Source organism: Bradyrhizobium sp. Leo114, from assembly GCF_055229415.2.
Window position 1 is genome coordinate 1 of record NZ_JBUYEN020000065.1, and the last position, 19,597, is coordinate 19,597.

At 64.7% G+C, this 19,597-nt stretch carries 9 protein-coding genes and 1 pseudogene; 5 read left to right on the forward strand and 5 right to left on the reverse strand.

Features of this window, described 5'->3' with window-relative positions:
- Positions 1–298 precede the first annotated feature (298 nt).
- A complete protein-coding gene (locus ACZIRK_RS39935) occupies positions 299–946 on the forward strand; it encodes a glutathione S-transferase family protein (RefSeq protein WP_130231818.1) in 648 nt (215 codons plus the stop codon).
- Positions 947–958: 12 nt separating this feature from the next.
- Here ACZIRK_RS39935 and tnpC read toward each other — a convergent pair whose 3' ends face one another.
- The 3 genes from tnpC to tnpA form a co-directional block, all read right to left on the reverse strand.
- Entirely contained in the window at positions 959–2,485 is a 1,527-nt protein-coding gene (tnpC, locus tag ACZIRK_RS39940) for an IS66 family transposase (RefSeq protein ID WP_474419411.1), read from the reverse strand.
- Positions 2,486–2,601: 116 nt separating this feature from the next.
- The gene (gene tnpB, locus ACZIRK_RS39945; protein ID WP_085383150.1) at positions 2,602–2,949 is read right to left on the reverse strand and encodes an IS66 family insertion sequence element accessory protein TnpB; all 348 of its coding nucleotides are present in this window, start codon (positions 2,947–2,949) and stop codon (positions 2,602–2,604) included.
- Positions 2,946–3,260: an IS66-like element accessory protein TnpA gene (gene tnpA, locus ACZIRK_RS39950; protein WP_456671227.1), complete on the reverse strand. Its 315-nt coding sequence runs from the start codon at positions 3,258–3,260 to the stop codon at positions 2,946–2,948. Before tnpA ends, tnpB begins: the two co-directional genes overlap by 4 nt.
- A gap of 172 nt (positions 3,261–3,432) precedes the next feature.
- On the opposite strand from tnpA, the gene ACZIRK_RS39955 reads away from it, so the two are divergent.
- The 3 genes from ACZIRK_RS39955 (at position 3,433) to ACZIRK_RS39965 (ending at position 6,107) form a co-directional block, all read left to right on the forward strand.
- On the forward strand, positions 3,433–3,798 hold the full coding sequence (locus tag ACZIRK_RS39955) for a carboxymuconolactone decarboxylase family protein (protein WP_130231687.1): 366 nt from the start codon (positions 3,433–3,435) through the stop codon (positions 3,796–3,798).
- 14 nt (positions 3,799–3,812) lie between these two features.
- Positions 3,813–4,238, forward strand: a complete 426-nt coding sequence (locus ACZIRK_RS39960) for a DUF302 domain-containing protein (protein WP_165435642.1) — start codon at positions 3,813–3,815, stop codon at positions 4,236–4,238.
- Positions 4,239–4,859: 621 nt separating this feature from the next.
- Complete coding sequence (locus tag ACZIRK_RS39965) at positions 4,860–6,107, forward strand: glycosyltransferase (protein WP_474419412.1); 1,248 nt, start codon at positions 4,860–4,862, stop codon at positions 6,105–6,107.
- A 186-nt stretch (positions 6,108–6,293) separates the two neighbouring features.
- Here the strand turns inward: ACZIRK_RS39965 and ACZIRK_RS39970 are convergent, their stop codons facing one another.
- Positions 6,294–6,491, reverse strand: coding sequence for an NAD(P)-binding protein (locus ACZIRK_RS39970; protein WP_474419413.1), 198 nt, complete (start codon positions 6,489–6,491; stop codon positions 6,294–6,296).
- A 367-nt stretch (positions 6,492–6,858) separates the two neighbouring features.
- Between ACZIRK_RS39970 and ACZIRK_RS39975 the strand changes: the two are divergent.
- Positions 6,859–7,155, forward strand: a pseudogene (locus ACZIRK_RS39975) (putative Ig domain-containing protein); the annotation flags it as partial.
- Between the two features lie 149 nt (positions 7,156–7,304).
- Here the strand turns inward: ACZIRK_RS39975 and ACZIRK_RS39980 are convergent.
- Entirely contained in the window at positions 7,305–19,475 is a 12,171-nt protein-coding gene (locus tag ACZIRK_RS39980; RefSeq protein WP_474419414.1) for a filamentous haemagglutinin family protein, read from the reverse strand.
- Between the last annotated feature and the right edge of the window lie 122 nt (positions 19,476–19,597).

Sequence of the window (19,597 nt, forward strand, 5' to 3'; positions counted from 1 at the left end):
GGATAACAGCGTCGGCGCTCCAGACTTCCGATTTCGCGGCTCAATGGCTGGCCTGCGGTTTCCCCTGTCAACGCTTCGAAGTCGTCCTCACGAACGCCTCCGCATGACTCGGGGCCAAGGTGGGTCGCTACTCCTTTCCTGTATCGAACTTTCATCGACTATCCTTCGCCAGTTTCACTGGCGCACTATCCATCCGGTGAAGGCCCTAGGCCACCATCATTCCGTTTCACGTAACAAAGCTGCTGACATGACGCTGTCAGCAGCCGGCGACTACGCTCCGGGCCGCGGGAGGCGATGGATGGCTTATAGGCTGCACTGCGTCGGCGCTTCGGGCAATTCGTTCAAAGTCGCATTATTTCTTAATTGTGCGGGGCTCGACTGGGAGCCGATCGGTGTCGATTTCGCTGGCGGCCAGACTCGTGACCCTGCTTGGCGTACCGCAATGAACGGAATGGGTGAAGTTCCGGTTCTCGAGTTTGACGGTAGACGGATGAGCCAGTCGGGGGCGATCCTAACATGGCTCGCGGAGACTCACGGCATGTTCTGCCCTGTTGGCGCGGAGGAAAAGTTTGAGACCTTGCGCTGGCTGCTGTTCGACAACCACAAATTTACGGGCAACTTTGCAGCGCACCGGATTCTCCAGTCAATGATGCCGGAGCCCGCGCATCCAACTGTGCTTGCCTATATGAGATCGAGGGTCGAAGGCGCTTTCTCGATCGTTGACAAACATCTTACTAATCGCGGCTTCATGCTGGGCGACCGCCCGACTATTGTGGATTTTTCTTTGGCTGGATACGTATACTATCCCACAGAGGAGACTGGCTTCGATATTGCTGCGGCGTTTCCCGCACTCAACAAATGGCGCGAGCGCGTGGCGTCGTTACCAGGGTGGAAGCTGCCGTATGAACTGATGCCGGTGGGCAACTCGCTGCCCGTGCGGCTCTGAGCGATCGATGGATCATGCAGCCGCTAATGTGGCACCTCGCACTTTCCAATTCCAAGGCAGCAGTTCGTTGATGCGCTTGGCGGGATGATCCGGTAGGCGCGCCAGCACGTCGGCAAGCCAAGCCTGCGGGTCGACGTCATTGAGCTTGGCGGTGGCGATGAGGGTGTAGATGGCAGCCGCACGCCGGCCGCCCTCGTCGGACCCAGCGAAGGTCCAATTTTTTCGTCCCACGGCGACAGCCCGTAGCTCACGCTCGGCAGCATTGTTCGACATGCAAAGCCGTCCGTCATCAAGGAAGCGGCTAAATGCATCCCAGCGGCTGAGGCAGTAATTGATCGCCTTCGTCGTGTCGTTGTTCCTCGAGAGCTTGGCGCGCTGCTCGCGCAACCACGACTCCAGCTCGACGATCAGTGGGCGGCTACGCTCCTGGCGCACACGCAGGCGCTCCTTCGTAGCAAGACCGTTGATCTCGCGCTCGATGGCGAACAGGACATCGATGCGCTTGACCGCCTCGGCCGCGATCGGCGCCTTGGTGAGCCGTGCCAGATCAAAGAACTTGCGTCTGCCGTGGGCCCAGCACGCGGCCTCGATGATCGGGCCGCCCTTGCGATTGGCCTCGTAGAGCCTCCCAAAGCCGGCGTAGGCGTCAGCCTGCATCAGTCCGGCATAGCCCGCCAGATGCTCCTCCGGATGCGCACCGCCACGATCGGGCGAGTAGAAGAACACAGCCGCTGGCGGATCTGGGCCGCCAAACGGGCGATCGTCGCGCACGTAGGTCCAGAGCCGGCCGGTCCGGGTCTTGCCCTTGGCCAGGACCGGCACCGTGGTGTCATCCGCGTGGATGCGCTCGGCTGCGAAGACGAGGCTCCGGATTGCGTCGACCAAAGGCATCAGGGTTGCCGCGGCGGCACCTACCCAGTCCGCGAGCGTCGATACGTCGAGGTCGATGCCTTCACGCTGGTAGACGTCGCTCTGACGATTGAGCGGCAGATGCAGGCCGTACTTGGCAAACAGAACATGAGCCAGCAGCTGGGGCCCTGCACGCCCGCGCGCAATCGGATGCGAGGGAGCCGGCGGCTGGGTGATTGCTTCGCAGGCCCGGCAGACGAGCTTCTCGCGCACGTGCTGGATCACCTTCCACTGGCGCGGAACGAGCTCCAGCGTCTCGGTCACGTCCTCGCCAATCTTGCGCAATCGGCTGTCGCCACAGCATAGGCAGATTGCAGGTGTCGGATAGACGATGCGCTCCCGCGGCAGATGCTCCGGTAGCGGTCGGCGGGCTGGCTTGCGGCGCTCGAACGATGGCACCGCAATCTTCTCGGCTGCCATCTGTGCCGCGGTCTCAGCTTGCGCCGCGTTCTCCTCCAGGTCGGCGAGCTGTAGCTCGAGCTGGTCTAGCAATGCGCCGCGCTCGGAGGACTGTCCGAACTGCTCATGCCGCAGCTTCTTGATCGTGAGCTTGAGCTTCTCGATCAGCAACGTCCCCGCCTGTGCTTCCGCCTCCGCGGCCAACCGGGCCGCTCGCTCGGCGCGCAGCATGCAGCGTCGTCACATCGTCGGGAAGAGAATCATGAGCGCCCATCGCCGACCAGAGAATCACAAGGCGCGGTCTCTGTCCGGAGCGCTGATCGTGCCACCGATTCAAATCCCAGCGATCAGCCAGCCGCCTGCGGTCGCCAGGTATGTTGTGGCATCCGCCAGTCGATGCCCTCCAGCAGGTAGCCAAGCTGGGCTGGGGTGATTGTCACCACGCCATCAGTCGACGACGGCCACAGGAAGCGGCCGCGCTCCAGCCGCTTGGCATAAAGCGACATGCCCAGTCCATCGTGCCAAAGGATCTTGATCAGCTTGCCGCTTTTGCCACGGAACACATAGAGGTCGCCGCCGTGCGGGTCTCGCTTGAAGGCTTCCTGCACCAGCAAGCCCAGCGAGTTCATGCCTCGGCGCATATCGGTGTGGCCGGTCGCAATCCACACCCGCACGCCCGACGCAATCGGGATCACCGTAGGCGTCCATCTGCCAGCGCCGCCACGGCGGCCTTCAGCGTCGCCGCGTCGACCGTACCCGTGATCCGCATCCGAGCCCCGGCCGCAAACTCGATCTCGATCGACCCGCCGCTGCTGGCCGGCGCGACCGGACCAGGCGTCGGCCCTGATTCCGCGACCACCATCGCCGGTACGAAGCCAGGTTGGGCGACATCCTTCGGCTCAGGCCGAAACGACCGCCGCCATCGCAGCAGCAATGAGCGCGAAACGCCATACCGCCGCGCCGTTGCCGCGACCTGGCGCGGCGCCTGTAAGCTCTCCAGGACGATCTTGAACTTCTCGTCCTCGGACCAGCGCCCCGCCGGCCCGTGTCCACCACCTCAAGCCGTTCGACTTGGGCACTGCGCCTATCACTGTCCATAAGGACAGTTCTCAACAACACACCTCATTCGGCAAGGCGGCCTTCACCGGACGGATACACGAAATCCTAGGAGACGTACGATGCACATGATTGATTGGACTGAATATCGCGCGCAAATCTTCTTAGGCGTCAACGCCGTCGGAAAACTCAGCCCCGACACGGTGAACGGCTATGTGCAGCTCGGTGCCGCGAATGCCAAGACCGGCAAGTTGGACGCCAAGATGCGGGAACTCATTAGCCTGGCTGTATCGATCACTCTTCGATGCGATGGCTGTATCACCGTCCATACCGCCGCGGCCCAAAAAGCCGGCGCGACGAAAGGGGAGATCGCGGAGGTACTGGGCATCGCCATCTCAGTAAATGCTGCCGCCGCGCTCGTTTACACCACTCGCGCCTTCGACGCCTATGAGGCTCTTGTGGAGCAGGAAGCCGAAAAGGTTCGATGAGCGAAGAGACGCAAATGATCGTCGTCGACTATCTGGACAATGGAAAACGCCACGAGCCATTTCAACGCCTCCGGACTACTTCACTGGCGTTCGATGACGTGCTGGAAGGCCTGCGATTGGCTATTGAAGCCGCGGACATCCTCGTGTTGCACGAGATTGACGCTCAGGCTGTGGTTCAACGTAGCAACTATCAGATCGGACCGACAAGGCAGATCCTATTCTTCCATCCGCGCTTCATGGCTCGACTTCTAGCGGCGGATCCGTCCGCGCTGCTCGAGGTGCCTCTGAAGTTCTCGGTGATCGCCGGATCAGGGGGCCAAGTATTCGTGCGGTGGCAGGATCCAGAGTGCCACTTCGCGCGATACCAGAACGCGGAGCTGTCGCAGCTTGGGCGCGAACTCAGCGCTACCTGCGAGCGAATAGCCGGAGCGGTGAGCTGATCGCTGGAGGGGCCTACGAAGGCGTGTCCGCTTCCTTATAGAAGCGGTCGTCGTCGCCCGGGTCGGAAAGTTTCGATCGCTTTATCTGCTTCTGGCCCATTTGCGACCTGCCGGTCCGGCCGAATGTCCGGTCCGGCCGAATGTCCGGTCCACCTGAAAACCGTCCGCGTCGACGGGACACGGGAATTTTCGACCAGGTCGCGCAACCCGAGACTCAGGACTGTTTTGGACGATTTATAGGGCACAAAAAAAGGCCGCGACCCCTTATTGGAGTCGCGGCCAAAGTCATTTCTGGAAGTAGCGATTACTATTTCGCTTGAAGCTTTGCCGGTGCGCGCCGCGTACGGGTGAGGTCGGCACCAGGTTGGTCAGAACCACGTCGATCGTGAGGTGGTTCGGAATGACCGAATTGGACGCTTCCAGTGCGTTCCGGTTATGGCAGCAAGTGCGCCATTACAGGCGTAACCATTCCCTTCACCTTCGAAATGCTGCGGTAGCGAAGCCGGCCGAGATTACGAGCTTACCGGTTTCGGTCCACGCGAGTCCGCGGGGTCAAATGGCCGCCCACCACCGCTCTATGGCCTCGGAATGGTCTGGCAATGAAGAAGGAGACGATGCACCGTGTCGTATGATTTTCTTCTGGTATCGTGGGGTACTTCCGGCAATCTCAGTCCGCTGCTGACCGCCGGTCGCCAGTTGCGGCAGTGCGGACATCACGTCAGGGTGATGGCGGATCCGGCGATGCGTGACGAAGTCTTGGCCGCTGACTTTGACTTTGCCACCTGGCGCCGTGCGCCGACCGGAGGAGCAGCGGACCCCGCGGACGTCTCCGGCTTGCGCGATGCGTTTCGCCGCATCATGGCGGATCCAGCGCACGACTATGCGGCTGACATAAAGGAAGAAATAAGCAGAGCTGCAACAGATGCCGTGCTCAGCATTGATTTGTTGCTTGGCGCAGTGCTCGGCGCAGAAGCCGCAGGCGTGCCCATCGCTCTGCTCTCGCCGCATGTCAGCCTTCGGCCGCTGGCCGGGGTGCCGCCCGCCGCCAGCGGCCTCGCGGCGCCGAAGACGGCGCAGCAGCGAACTGACGTCGACGCCGCCGCTCAGGAGATGGTGGCGCTTTTCGACAGCTTCCTGCCGAGCTTCAACGCCGTCTGTGCGCGGATGGGCGTGCCAGGCGTTTCCCATGTGCTCGACCTGTTCGACAGGGCGGCGCGCGTGTTGCTCGCGATGAGCCGCGCATTCGATTTCCCGGCCGACTGGTTGCCCGCCAATCTGCGCTATGTCGGCCCGCTGCTCGATCAGCCGAGTTGGTGCGGGTCGTGGCGCGCGCCGTGGTCGACGGATCGGCCGCGTGTGCTGATCGCCGGCAGCACCGGCGCTCAGGGACAGGGCGAACTGGTGCAGAAGATCATCCATGCGATGGGTCAGCTTGACGTCGAGGCCGTTGCGACTGCCGGTCCGAACCTGGACGTCAATAGCCTTGAGGCCCCGGACAATGTGCATTTGCTTCGAAGCGCACCGCACGATGCGGTGATGCAGGAGGTTTCGCTCGTCATCAGCCAGGGAGGTCACGGCACCGTCAACCGCGCGCTCCTTAACGGCGTTCCCCTCCTGGTGCTCCCGATGGGTCGCGATCAGGGCGACAATGCCATCCGCGTGGAGGCCAAGGGCGCCGGCCTACGGCTGCCGCCGACTGCTTCGGTAGAGGAGATCGCTTCGGCAGCTGCGCAGCTGATCCTGAAGCCGCAATTTCGCCTAGCTGCGCGCCGGCTCGGTGACGCCATAGCAACTGACATCGGCACCGCCGGACTGGTCCAGGAGATGGAGGCTGTTGTCGCAATCCAGCCCCGCCATCGCGCAGCCTAAGCCCCCTTATCGCCTCCCGAAAACCGAGCGGCAATGATCACCCATGCGCATCAGCCCTGGCTCCTATGCCTTTAGTTGGCTGCTCGGACTTTTGTCCGCGCTGCCGACTTTTGGAATCGACATGATGCCGGCGACTGTGCAGCCCTTGGGCACCCCCACCTCCGACATCGGAAAAGCCGAGCAACATTAGCACGCGGGCGCTGTGTGGGGGGATATCATGCCCACGCCGCGCTCCCCGACTTCCGTGGCGGCCTCGAAGACGGTGCAAGGAACGCCCAGCTGATGCAGCAACAATGCCAGCGTCAGTCCGCCGATTCCTCCTCCCGCAATAAGAACGCGCCGATTGAGGAGTCCTAGGCGGCACGCTGCTGGTCGGTGGCTCATGGTTAAGAGACAGCCGCGGGGTGAGAACAATCAATGACTTGCTCGTCGCACCCCTGGGCTTATCCGGCCGAAAATGGGCATTCGTCGCACGGTCAGGAGATCGCTCGGCCGTAGCGGCCCCAATGCAAGGCTGCCATAATCCGGAGGAGTGCTCGAACCGATACGATGATCCGCTTTTATAATGGCACTTAAATACCAGTGCCCATGTGGTCGATCGTTGGAGCGGCACGCTGCTGGCGACCGCCACATCCACCAATGAGACCGCCACTTTTCGAGCCGTGGGCGACAATTACCGGGTTGGTGTCGTCTTTAACGATACCGGCTCGACAACCGACACGCCACTGGTGTTCGCGACCCAGACCCCAACCAGAATGCGGTCGTCGGCTCGGCCTTGTCGCTGATGCCGCCCGGCGGCACCTTCAATGATCCCGATGGCAGCCCTCTCCCCTATTCGGCAACCGGCCTGAACGACGCGGCGCGTACCATATGGCTGACGTTCAATGCGACGATGCAAACTTTCAACGGCACGCCGACATCGGCAAATATCGGCACCGCTGGCGTCCAGGTGTCGGCTACCGATCCTGCCAACCTCTCTGCCACTGAGGCTTTCAATATGGCCGTGACCACGACGACGCGCGACGGCGAGTCTATTCACGGCGTCTAACACCCCGACGCAAACCAGTTTGGACGACGGCTTGCCGCTCGAGATCGGGGTCGGGTTCGCGTCGTCCGCCACGGGCAAGCGGACTGGTCAGCCGGAACAGCCGGCAATTCAGCGACAACCTCCGACGACTCGTTGCAGCCGCATTGCCTTTACAACGCTCTGTTCCTCACTTCGTCGTCGAGCTTGCGCTTCTCCTGCTCTGTCAGATCCTTGGTCTGCTCCGCCGTAAAGGTGCCGTTGCCGAGCACCCGGAACATGCCGTTGGAGTCGTAGTTCTGGCTCTGTTTCTTGCGCGCGGGTTCCCTGTTGGCATCAGGCTCCGTGCCATTCCCTCCGCCGAAGCCCAGGAATTCGACCATGATGATCGACGGCTGGTCACTGGTGGTGGACTGCGTCGGCGCCGTAGTCTTTTGCGCTGCTCCGGCGGTGCTGTTCGCCGCCAGCGCGGCATTGATGTTCGGCGCCTGCACGGTCGGCACGCCCGTGACCGTGCCCTGCCCGGAGATGTTGGCGGCATTGACGACCTGAAGCGCGGCCAGGTTGACGTTGCCGGAATGGCGGATGCCGGCCTCGCCCGCGTCGATGGTGCCGAGCGGCGCGATCAGATCGATGTCGCCTGGCAGCACTTCCGCGATCGGGTTGAGCGTTGCGATGCCGGCGCCGGCCGACGGCACGGCCGGCGACAGCGAAACGTTGCCGTAGGGGTCGTAGGTGCGTTTGGGCGGGGTGAAGATCGTCGTCGTCTTCGAGCCGCGGCCGGCGTTGATGTCGCCGGTGGCCGACCACACCAGGATGTTGCCGCCGTAGGTCGTCATGATGCGGCTTTGGCCGAGCAGCACGCTGCCGAGCGAATAGACGTCGATGTCGCCCGAGCCCTGCGTGATCAGGCCCGCGCCGGCGCCCGGCGACACGCCTTCGACGCCGATAAGCGTCCTTCCGCCCGGATTGAGGATCTGGATGCCACCGCCGAACTGGGTCTGGATGCCGGCATCGGCGAGGTGGGGATTGCCCAAGACATCCTTTGTAAAGCCGCTGAACATCGTGAGCGTGCCTGAATAGGCGCTCGGCTTGCCGTTGGCATCCTGATCCGGGAACAGCGTCGCGATCGCGCCGCGGCCGCGCAAATAGGAGCCAAGGCGCGGGCTCGTGATCGCACCGCTGTATTCGCGGCCGCTCTGGGTGAGCTCCTTGTAATAGACGTCACGCACGAAGACGCCTTGCTGCGCCGTGGGCAGAGCGAGGAAGAAGGCGAGCGCGTCCGCTGCGGTGCCGGTGTAGCCAAAGCGCTTCTGCAGCCAGGCCAGCAACTCCTGGTGATAGCTGTGGACCACCTTGCCGCTGCCGGCGAGCGGCGTGTCCTTGGGCAACTGGTTGGCGGCATCGAAATACAGCTTGGCGAAAGCAGCATAATCGGGACCGCTCGGGCCGACGCCCGCCAGCACCGTGATGCCGGCGCCACCCGCTTTGTTCAACGGGTTGACGATATCGCCGACACTGACCAGCGACCCATAATAGCCCTGGTACAGGTTGCGGCCGGCCTGCACCTGAAGCAGGCCGGGGCCTGCGATGGTGACCGACTGGTAGATGATATCGCGGCCGGCCAGCACGAGCGAGATATCGTTTTCGCTCGTGTTCAGGAACACGCTTGGCGTCGTGCCAGTGCCGACGATATCGCGCCCGGCGATCACCTCGAACGGCTTGGCTGCGATGTACCAGGTGTCGCGGTTCGGAGCGGTTCGGAAGTTGCTGCTGGCGTTCTGCTGCTGCCCGAGGATCAGGTCGTCGATATCGACGCCGGCATAGACCAGCGCAGGCCGAGTATCGCCGGCATGCAGATTGGAGATGGGCGTGTCCTCACCGAAGGCGATCGGATTGAACGGATTGAGCATGTAGGCCGAGGTCGGGCTGGCGTGCGTGATGCTGCCGTTGCTTACCGGCATGGTAAACACGGGACGGAACGGCGTTGCCAGCGTGCTCATATCGGCCCCTGACATTGCGACCACCTGGGTCGAGCCGTAGATCGAGCCTGGGGCGAGCAGTTCGAGCTGGCCTGAGGGCGATGGGATCAGTTCGAGAACCGGGAAGGTCTGATTGGCGGACACGGGCTCCGCAAAGCGGATATCGCCATCGGCCGCCGCGACGATCAACGTACCAGGATAGAAGCTGTTGCTGTTTTCGACGGCGTTGAAGGCGGTCCCCGTCAACGGTGCGACGTCGCCGCCGGCTGAATACAGATTGATCGCAGTCGCCGGCCTCCATAGCGTGAAGCTCGATTGTCCGCCGCTGGCGACGAGCGTGGTCGTGCCATCCGCATTGCGCAGCGTGTAGGGAATGCCGTTGAGATCGACCAGGGCTCCCATGCCGGCATCACCGGCGCCGCCGAACACCAGGTCGCCGCGCGTCATGATGCTGACGGTGCCGTCACCCGGAGTGAAGATCGGGCCAGGCGTCTTCAGCGAGCGTTTGAAGATATTGGGATCGGTTGCGCGCGGATCGACAGAGGTGAAGGCGGCACCGCTGTTGTTCACCGCGAACGCGCCGATAGAACCAGCCTTCACGACAATATCGCCGCGCAGATCGGTGATAGAGCCGTAATAGTCGGGCACTTGCGAAGATAAGATCGGCATTACGAAGTTGAGCTTGCCGCCGACTTTCAGTGTGAGATCGCCGCCGCCGGTCTGCAGCAGTGTGCCGTCCGCCAGCACCCGTCCGGTCGAAGCCACCGCGAGATCGAGACCGGTCGAGCCGTTGCCTGTCACGCCGGCGTTGCCGCCCGCAATCACAGTCAGGTTGCCACCGCCGAGGGTGCCGATACCCTGGAAACCAACGAACTGCTTCTTGTCGGGATCTGGAGAGGTCTTTGCGTAGGAGCCGAAGTTGACCCACCACGCGGTCGGATCGGCGGACAAGCCTCCGCCTCCCTGCCGGCCGAACCAGTTGCCGGTGAGATCGGAGTCGACCCAGCGATTGTTATTGTTGGATATCTGGATGTTGCCGGTGACATCCTGCTGAGCCGTGAGCAGGAGGTCGCCGCCATGCGCCGGATACCATGCGTGCCAGGTGCCGCTGCTCGCGGCTCCAACGACGTCGTAAGGGTTGCTGCCGTCAGCCGCGAGGACCGGCGCGGATTGTGTGCCGGCGGTGTAGACGCCGTAAGGCGTGGCCTCGCTGAAGCTTCCACCGGCGAGCAGGTCGAGATTGCCGGTACCGGTGCGGACCACACTGAACATGCGCGAGGATTCGTAAGCGGGATCGTTCAGCGTGAGATTGCCGCGACCGTTGAGCGCCCGTGCCGTCTGCAGCGCGCGCTGATCGGCGGCGGCGAGATCTGCACCTGCCACGAGGCGAACCGACGCGGAGAGCGAACCGGGCGCGAGCATTGGCGCTGTCGCCGATGTTCCGGTCGCGCCGGGAATTCCGGGCGTGACCACCGCTCCGAGGGGAGGTAAATTGGCGATATCGAAGACTAAGAAGTTGTTCCCCCCTAACGAAGGTCCGGGGTCCAGCGTGGTGCCGGCCGGGATGGTGTTACCCGGCCAATATTGACGGCCATTGATATCGACAAATGGGACCCCATAGATCGAGACCATATCCTGGTAGAACTGGTCGTCTGGTATCGTCCAGTCATTCATCAGCGTTACGCTGCGGGAATAAACGTAACTGGAATTGTTCAGGCTGGTGTCGCTGGGCGACCACAACTGCGCGTTGGGATCGTTCGGGATATCGATCGGAGTGTAGACCGCTGGCGTTCCCGGAGCTGACTTGAACCCGTCCGAGATGCTTCCCTTGACGGTGAGGCCGCCTGCCGCGCGCACCACGAGCGCCATCGGTTCGCCTGCCCCGTAAGTGGCGGAGTTGGGGTCACGATCGGCGCTCGCGCCGTAACGATATTTCGCGAGGTCGATATCGCCCGAGGTCGACAGGTCCCCGCTCGAGGTGATCTGGACGCCCGGGCGCAAATGGAAGGTGCGGCCGTAGGACGACAAACCTGCGATCCTGCCCTGCAGCGCGCCGTTCGTCAGCGCGGCATTGATGAAGGCTGTGCTCGCGGCGTCGTAGCCGTCAAGCGTTGCCTGGCTGATGGCGCTGCCACCCGGCAGGTCATAGGTCCAGAATGCGTTGAGCGCGATGCTGTACGCGCCCTTGATGGTGAGCGGACCGGCGGCGGCGATGGCGATGTCGCCCGAGGTCTCGCCGGTGCGCTGCGCGTTCAGTTGGACGTCACCATAAGCCACGCCATCCGGCGTGGTGAGGTTCATCGTTGCACGCGGCGACAGGGTGAGCGTGCTGCCCGCGGCGGTCAATTCGATATGGCCGCGGTTCTTCGCCTCGATGGCGTGGCCGTAGCTGTCGGCCTGCAGCACCGTGCCGTGAGCATCGAGCACCGCGCTCGAGGCCAGCGTCAACCCGTTGCCGGCGGAGAGCCGGATCGTACCCGGCGCGGCGCCGGAGGCATCGATGGTGCCGGCGACGGTGAGGCTGCCGCCGTCGACGGAAACCGTGACGCTGCGGGCTTTCACGCCGTCGGTGATAACAAGATCGCCGGTCCGGATGTCGAAGCTGCGCGCGTCGAAGAAGCCGCCCTGGGTCAACAGCGCGTTGAGCGCGGCGAAGTCGGCGTTGGAGAGCGTGGCGGTGGTGACGCTGAAGTCGCCGCTGGTGTAGCCACCCGCCGCCGTGCCGTTCAGCGCACCGTGGAGCGCGACCGGTCCATTGACCGCGCTGATGCTGATCGATCCGGCATCGGCGTTGGTGGCGGAGACGTCGATCGTCGAGCCCGCGCTCTGCGTCACACCGCCCTGCGCGCTGGTGAAGATCGCCGTGCCGCCGAAGCCGTAGACCGTGGCCTTCTGGATCTGAGACGGCTGGCCGCTGAGATCGATGCGGCTGCCGTCGTTGAGCGCGATGTTGTTGGTGGCGTTGACCACGAGCTTGCCGCTCGGCAGCAGGATGGTGCTGCCGATGGCGACGCTGTCGCCGGTAAGATCGATCTCGGCGCCCGACACCGTGGTCTTTGCCGCGCTCGGGCTAGCACCTGCGGGTGCGACGACGTTGAGCGCGCCGCCGGCAGCATAGGCCATGACCGACTTCTGCACGCCGGTCAGCAAGGGGGTCGTCAGCGTCAGGTTGCCGCCTGTTCCGCTCCGGCCGAACACGGCCGCAGGATCGGAACTCGGGGACTGGTAGACATACAGCTTGCCGTCGCCCGCCGAAACGATCTGCGATCGACCGGTGATGTTGACGTTGTCGAAGCCGTAGACGACGCGGCGCACCGAGCTGGTATCGAGCGAGACGAAGCGGCCGAAATCGACCACGTCGGCGACGAGATCAAGCGTGCCCGTGCCGGTGCCCGGCCCGCCCGCGGCGATGGCCGGCGGCGTGGCGCCGGCGATCCCGTTCCAGGTGATCCTGTTGGCGGCAATCACGTTGCGGTCGCCTGCCGCACCGTATCCGTAGATCGCTGACGCGTTGAGCACGAGATCGACGCCGCTGCCGGTGGCGTCGAGCGCGGCGCTGCCGAACAGGTTGACGGCACTGGCTGCGCTAAGTGTGAAGGTCTTGAGTGCCGGCGCCCCATGGAGCGGATCGCCGTTGACCAGCGTGTTGAACAGCGTCTGGTCAAACAGCAACCCGGTCGGTGCGCCGGCCGCGGCGACGGTCGCGGCGTCGCCGATATTGATGGTGCCGACCGCGAGCGCGATGTTGCGCGATCCGAAATGAGCGCTGGTGTCGATGCTCGACGCGCCGTTGGTCGCAAACGCCAGCGTGCCTTCGGAATAAAGCTGCGCTCCTGCTCCGATCGTGATGGCGCCGTTGCCCTGCGAACCGAGGAAATTGAGGTTGCCGTTGGACAACGCCAGCAGTGAGACGCCGTAGGCGGTGTTGTAACGCATGCCGATCGAGTCTGAATCGAACGGCGCGGTGCCCCGCCCGACCGTGGTCAAGGTCACATTGTTGCCGACGCTGATGTTGCCGCCGACCAGGAATATCTCACCTGCTCTGAGCGTGACCCCGTCACGGATGACGATGTCGCTTCCCCCCTGGAACACGATCGCGCCGTTGACGATCCCATCGTAGCCATTGACCATCAGGCGCGGTGCACCGAGCGCATTGAGATCGGCTGCGCGCACCGAGCCGCTGGTGAACCCGGCTGTCGGCGCATCGGCATAGATTTCACCGACGCCCTGCAGCAACGCTTGTCCCGCAATGCCGCCCTGCGCGCCCTGGAACAAGGCCGTGCCGTCGAACGTCAGTGCCGATCGCGTCGCCGGCGATGACGGCGCCTCGACTTTCACCTGCAGCGCCTTGCCGTCGGCCGGCAGCAGCGGACGCACGCCGCCGAACTGCGTCACGTTCGCAATCTGGAAATCGCTGTAGCTCTGCTCGTTGTATTGCGAATAGTTGCGAACCGAAGCGCCTGAAGTGATCAGGGCCGTCACCGGGAGGCTGCTTTTGATCGCGGTGTTGGCGATGCCCGTCGACACCGATGCGACGTAGGTGCCATTGCCCACCGATGCAGGGCTCGTGATCGAGTTGGTACTGCTGCCGCCAAGCTCGACGCGGTACGCGCCGGGCAAGAGCGCATAATTCGACGGCAGCAAGGTGTAAGTGCCGGCCGGCAGGCCCGGAACGCCCGCCGGAATGGTGACCTGCTGGCCGACCACCGGATCGCCCGCGCCGTTCTCGGGCGCGATCGGTGCGTAGCTGGACGCATAGCCGGGCACGATGGCGTAGACCTTGTCGCTGGCCTTGCTGACCGCGGTCGCGGGATTGGCGTTGGCGAGCGGGGTGCCGAGCACGTTGACCGAGCCGCCGCGTCCGGAGACGAAACCCGCGCCGCTGAGCGTACCGCCGCCGGACATGTCCAATATTGCGCCGCTCGCAACATTGACCGATTGCCCATCCAGCGTGATGCCGGACCAATTCCCCGTGTTGCCATAGTTGGTCAGAGCGACGGAGCGCACGCTGGCCCCGTTGTAACTGTAGGTGACTCCGTCGATGGTGCCGCCATAGGGGATGCTCAGGCCCGCCATCGAGATCGAGGTCAGGCTGCCGGGCAGCAGATCGACGCGTGGCGTGAAGACAGGATAGCCCATGCCGAAGGTCAGGGAGCCGAACGGTGCGCGGACGATGCCGCCCTGTTCGACGATCGGCGCCTGGAATGCGAGGCTGCCGAAAACCGACAGCGGCGCGTCCGGAATGGTGTCGGTGGTGCGCCCGATCGTCAGCGTCACGGTGGGATCGGAATTGCCGCTGCCCGCGATCACGGCGGCAAGGGTGTTGGTCGCCGGATAGAGTTGCGCGGCGAGGAGATCGAGATTGCCGCTGGTGGCAAGCTGCGTCGTGATGACCCCAGCCATCGACAGGAAGCGGATGTCGCCCTGGCTGACCAGCTTCGTCGTCAGGAACCCCGGCGCAAACATGTTGTTCGGCGCGCGCGCCGAGAACTGGACGAGGCCCTGGATGTCGATCTGGTTTGCGTCAGCTTCGAAGGTCCCGATGGTCGGCACCGCCGCGCCGCCGGGATTGCGAATGCTGCCGCTGGTGAATCCGTCCTTGACCTCGGACGCAGGTTCACTGAAGAGGATGTAGGGCGCCGACAGCTTCACACTGCCGGTCGTCGGCTGCATCGAGGAATCGATCGGTCCGGACACGGGCGCCCCTGACGTGAAGGCCGCCGCGGTCAGCGTCAGACTGCGGCCGAGCGCCAGCGACACGTTGCCGGAGAAGTGCATGTAGTCGCCGGAGGTCAGGGTCAGGCTGTCGAACCCGCCGGCCTTGACCATGTCGGCGCTCACCGTGGTCCGTCCGAACATGAGCGAGGCGGCCTTGGTGCCGGGCGCGATGTCGGACGGCAACAACGACGGCTGGCGCTCCTGCACCACGGTCATCACGCTGGGGAGGACTGCGGTCGCTGGAATAGAGGCGGACTTAGTAGTCAGGTCAAAGGGGAACGACTGCGTTTGGAAGACCGGCGTAGTGAGCGCGATCGAGAGGCTGCCGCCCGCGGCGCCCGCGCCACCGGCGAACGCGTGCACGTCGCCGTCGAGGTAGAGCCCGCTCTGCGAGGACAGCCGGATGGAGCCGCCGTTACTGGCAAGCGTCAGCGGCTGGCTGGCTGTCTGCGGATTGCCGCCCGCCGCGAGATCGATCGCGGCCTGCGTCCCGTCGGCATTGAGTTCGGCGCCCGGACGGATGATCACGAAGGCGCCGCCGCCGTTGACGGCAATCGCGCCGCCGTCGGTTGCTTGCCCGTAAGGGCGCCCAGCGGAATCGGCCGCGTCGTAAGCCAGGCCCGACACGTCAAGCCTGGCATTGGCATCGATCCATATCGAAACCCCGCGACCGTTACCCGCCGCATCGAAGTTGCGCCCCTGGTCAAAGGAACTGCCATCAGCGTCGTTGACGAGGTTGATGCTGCCGCCGCGCGCGGTGAGATTGCCGAGCACGGTGATCTGACCGAAGGCATCGAGCTTGATGCTCTGCCCGGGATCGACGGCAATCGACGCGCCGTCGCTCACCACGATCGCGCCGCCATCGACGAGCCCCCCGCCCCCGGATCTGATCAGCGACCGCAAGGTCACGCTGGCGCCGGCGCGCTGCGTCAGCGTCGCGCTCGTCGGGCTTTCGGTGAACAGCGGCGGCAGCCATAGCGACATCGCCGACGACGGATCGCTGCCGCTGCGCGCTGTATAGCTGTCGGCGCTGAACCGGTAGACCGGCATCGTGGGCGCAAGGACGGTATTGTTCGCAACGAGAACACCCTGCCCGCCGTTGATGTCGTAATTCGAGAATCCGGCGGTGAAGAACGAGGGAGTGAGCGCGGGCGCCGGCGCGATCGCCACGGTCACGGGGAGCACCGCCCCCGCCGGAATGGGCGCGCCGACCGGATAGGTCATCGGCGTGGATTGAACCGATCCAGCGGCGTACGTGATCTGATAGGGCTTGACGGGAATGCCGTTGGGAAAAACGCTCGAAGGGAAGACGGTGCCGGCCGGAAAGACATCACCGGTGTATCCGCCCAGGCTAAAGCCAGAGATGACCGACCCCGCCGGCAGCACGCGACCTTCGCCGTAATAGTCTGTGCTGCCATTCACCCGCGTCTGGACCAATATCCCTGTCGGAATAGTCCAGTCCGCGCCGGTCGGCGTGCTCGGCGCACCCGCCGACCGGACGTCGACCGGGAGCGGCGCGTCATAAGCGATTGAGGTAAAGGTCAGCGTCAGCGCAACGGGCAACGGCTGGCCCGCCGGAATCGTCAGCGCCTGACTGAACTTCAGCGCGACGGGCGCCGGCGTGCCGGCTGGCAGCACGCCGCCGGCCAGCGCTGCGTTGTCGCCGATCAGGAGGTTGCCAGGCGAAGAGATCGTCAGCGTGCCGCCGCCGGTGACGCCATAGGCGCGGATGATGCCGTCGAGAACGAGCGTCCCATCGCCGGGCGTCCCGGCGTCCTGCTGTGCGTGGCCGGCCATGATCGTGACATTGCCGCCCTTGCCGCCCTGGGTCTTGCCGTTGGCAAGGACGGCGCCGCCAGACGACACGTCGATGGTGCTGCCCGCCGCCAAGGTGACATTCTGCGACGAATCGAAGGTGACGCTGCCGCCGTTCAGGAAGCCGAGCTTGGCGGCGCTGTCCGGATCGGTCGACTCGTTGACCCACAATCCGCGGGCGTCGATCGTAACGCCGCTCCTCAGCGTGAGGTCGGCGCCGCCCGCTGGGGTCGTCAGCGTCTTGGTGCCCACAGCAGCGCTGGTAAGCATGTTGCTGACGGTGACGGTGCCGGAGCGCGCCGTGATGTCGGCCGCGACGTCGACAGTCGGTGCGACCAGCTTGACCTGCGCGCCCGGCGCGAAGCTCAGCGGCGCGTTGACGGCAATTTTGTTGGTCGTGTTGATGTTGAGGCCGCCTAGGCCGAAGCTGTCGAGCGTCGGCGCATCGAACCAAGCGGTGTTGGTGCGCTCGGTCGGCACTGAGCTCGCCGCCGACATCGAACTGGCCACATTGGCGGCCACGTTGCCGAACACCACATCGCTGCCGTAGGCGCCGGCCAGCCCGAGGGCAGTGTACTGCCCGAGCGCCAAGGTGCCGGCGAGCGGCGCCACGTTCTGGGTCAATTTGTAGCCGTCGGTGACGCCGGCCGGGCGGGCGTTGCGCTGGCGCTCGCCGTCGATCACGCCGGCCACGATCTGGCCTTCGAAGAGCGAGGTCGGCGTCGACAGGATCAGGCTGCCGGCGTCACGGCCCGCGGTGTAGCCGTCCTCCCACTTTAGATTGACGGCGCCCTTGCCGAACGGCGAGGCCCAGATCTCGGTCAGCCGATCGTCAACCTTGCCCTCGACGCGATGCGGGCGCCTAAAGCTGCCGCCGAGCGCCGCGAATTTTACGTCCGCCGGCGCATTGCCGATGTTGTAGAGGCGGCCATCGGCGCTAAGCAGATTGCTGGTCATGATGTAGCCCGGCGCATAGCTCACCGAGCCGCCGGAGATTTTGAAGGTCGAGCCCGGCTGCGCGATCACCTCCGGCGCCGCCAGCGTGATGCTGCCGCCGACCGCGGTCCATTCGCCGATCCGGTGCCCGGTGTTGTTGAGATAGCCCGAGACCTCCAGGAGGCCGCCCGCGGTATAATAGCGATCGGTGGCGTAGCCGCCGGTGCCGGCCGGCACCAGCGTCAGGTCGCGGGCGTCGATCCAGACATTGGCATTGAACAGATTGCGGCTGTCGCGGTTCTGCGGGCTGTCGCGCAGCTCGTTGCCCTGGACGTTGACCTGGATGTTGTTGGCGCTCATCGGCAGCACGGTGCCGGTGGTGCCGGAGACGTCGAGCGTGGCGCCCTTTGCGACGAACACCCGCTGGCCGGCGCCGACCGCGATCTGGCCACCCTGCGCCTGGGTCAGCGAGCCGTTCTGGACATCGACGATCCCGCCGCTGACGATCTCGATCCGCGACTGGTCCTCGCGGTCGGCCAGCAGCGAGAGGTTGTCGAACTGCCCGGCGGCGGCAGCGGGCCGCGCGATGTTCTGCGTCGTCGAATCCGCGATCAGCGCGTCGCGCTTGGAATTGAGCGCGATGGCGTCGCTGTCGGTCTCGGGCACGATTGCGGTGAAGGCATTGCCGGTCAGGGTGACGCGGCCGGTGCCGTCGCTGGCGGAATTCAGAAGATGGATGGTGCCGCGCTGGTTCACCGAGGTGGTCGACAGCAAGACGCCGTCCTGGGTCACGGCATGGCCCGCCAGCGTGATATCGCCCTGCTGGCTGTAAATCAGGCCGCTGTTGCCGACCGCACCGCTCAAGCTGCCGCTGCCGAACAGCGGCGCGATCTCGGTGCCGCGGGTGGTCGAGCTGGGATTGCCGATCGTGCTGTAGCCGGGGCGGAGCACGAAGCTGTCGCCGGCGGCGAGCGCGGCCTGCCCGTTCGGGGTCTGGATCAGGCCGGCGTTGCTGACCTGCGTGCCCAGCAACAGCACATAGCCGCCGCCCGAGGTCGCCGAGGCCGGCGCATGGGTCGTGATCTGCGCCCCGGCCTCCACGCTGACCACGCCAGCGGCGCCGGTGAAGCTCGGCAGGTATTTGGGGTGGTTGTTGTTGTTGTCGGTGCCGTTCTGCGCCGAGTAGATGCCAATGGTCTGGAACTGGGCGTTGGTGATGCTGGCGGTTGAGGCGATCAGCGAGCCGACATTGATCTGGCTGGCGCCACCGAAGATGATGCCGTTCTGGTTGATGATGTAGACTTGGCCGTCGGCCTTGATGCTGCCGAGGATCTGGCTCGGGCTGGTGCTGCCGGTGACGCGGTTCAGCGCCACCCAGCTGGCATTGCCGCGCTGGTTGAAGGTCAGGGTGGTCTGGGCGCCGACATTGAAGCTATTCCACTCCAGGACGGCCTGCGCGGCGGTCTGCTGGATGCCGACATTGGTCTGGCCGCCACTGACCGACTGCGTCGGGGCATTGGCGCCCTGCCAGGTGCCGCCGGGCGCCACCTGCAGCCCGCCCGCTCCCAGGCCATTCGGCACGCTCACCTGCGGCAACGTCGTCGAGCGCTGCGAGACCATCGCGGCGGCCCGCGCGGCCGCCTGCACCGCCTGCATCGATTGCACGGCCCGCGACAGCGCGCCCTGGCTCTGCTTCGCCGCTTCCTGCGCCTGTTGCGAAGCCGCACTGGCCGCGTTGATCGCAGCCGTCGTCGCCGCAACGCTCGACGAGCCGCCGAGCGGCCTTGCCTGCGCGCTGTGGACGCCCACTAATGTGAGCGCAAGCACGCTGACGGTGCGGAGTAACGACCGACGGGCATGGGATGAGCGGCAGTCGAAGTGATGGAGGGGCACGCAGGGGCTCCTTGCAATCCCTCGCGACCAGTGCGACCTTCGCCGCGCCGGCTGGCGGTCTCCAGGGTGATGTCAGAAGCAAGACGGAAACCCGATCGCAAACGGGCACAGAATCCAGAATT

Coding starts and splice junctions, on each gene's coding strand:
- ACZIRK_RS39935 (WP_130231818.1), top strand. CDS start 299: ATGGCTTATAGGCTGCACTGCGTCGGCGCTTCGGGCAATTCGTTCAAA.
- tnpC (WP_474419411.1), bottom strand. CDS start 2,485: ATGCTGCGCGCCGAGCGAGCGGCCCGGTTGGCCGCGGAGGCGGAAGCA.
- ACZIRK_RS39955 (WP_130231687.1), top strand. CDS start 3,433: ATGCACATGATTGATTGGACTGAATATCGCGCGCAAATCTTCTTAGGC.
- ACZIRK_RS39960 (WP_165435642.1), top strand. CDS start 3,813: ATGATCGTCGTCGACTATCTGGACAATGGAAAACGCCACGAGCCATTT.
- ACZIRK_RS39970 (WP_474419413.1), bottom strand. CDS start 6,491: ATGAGCCACCGACCAGCAGCGTGCCGCCTAGGACTCCTCAATCGGCGC.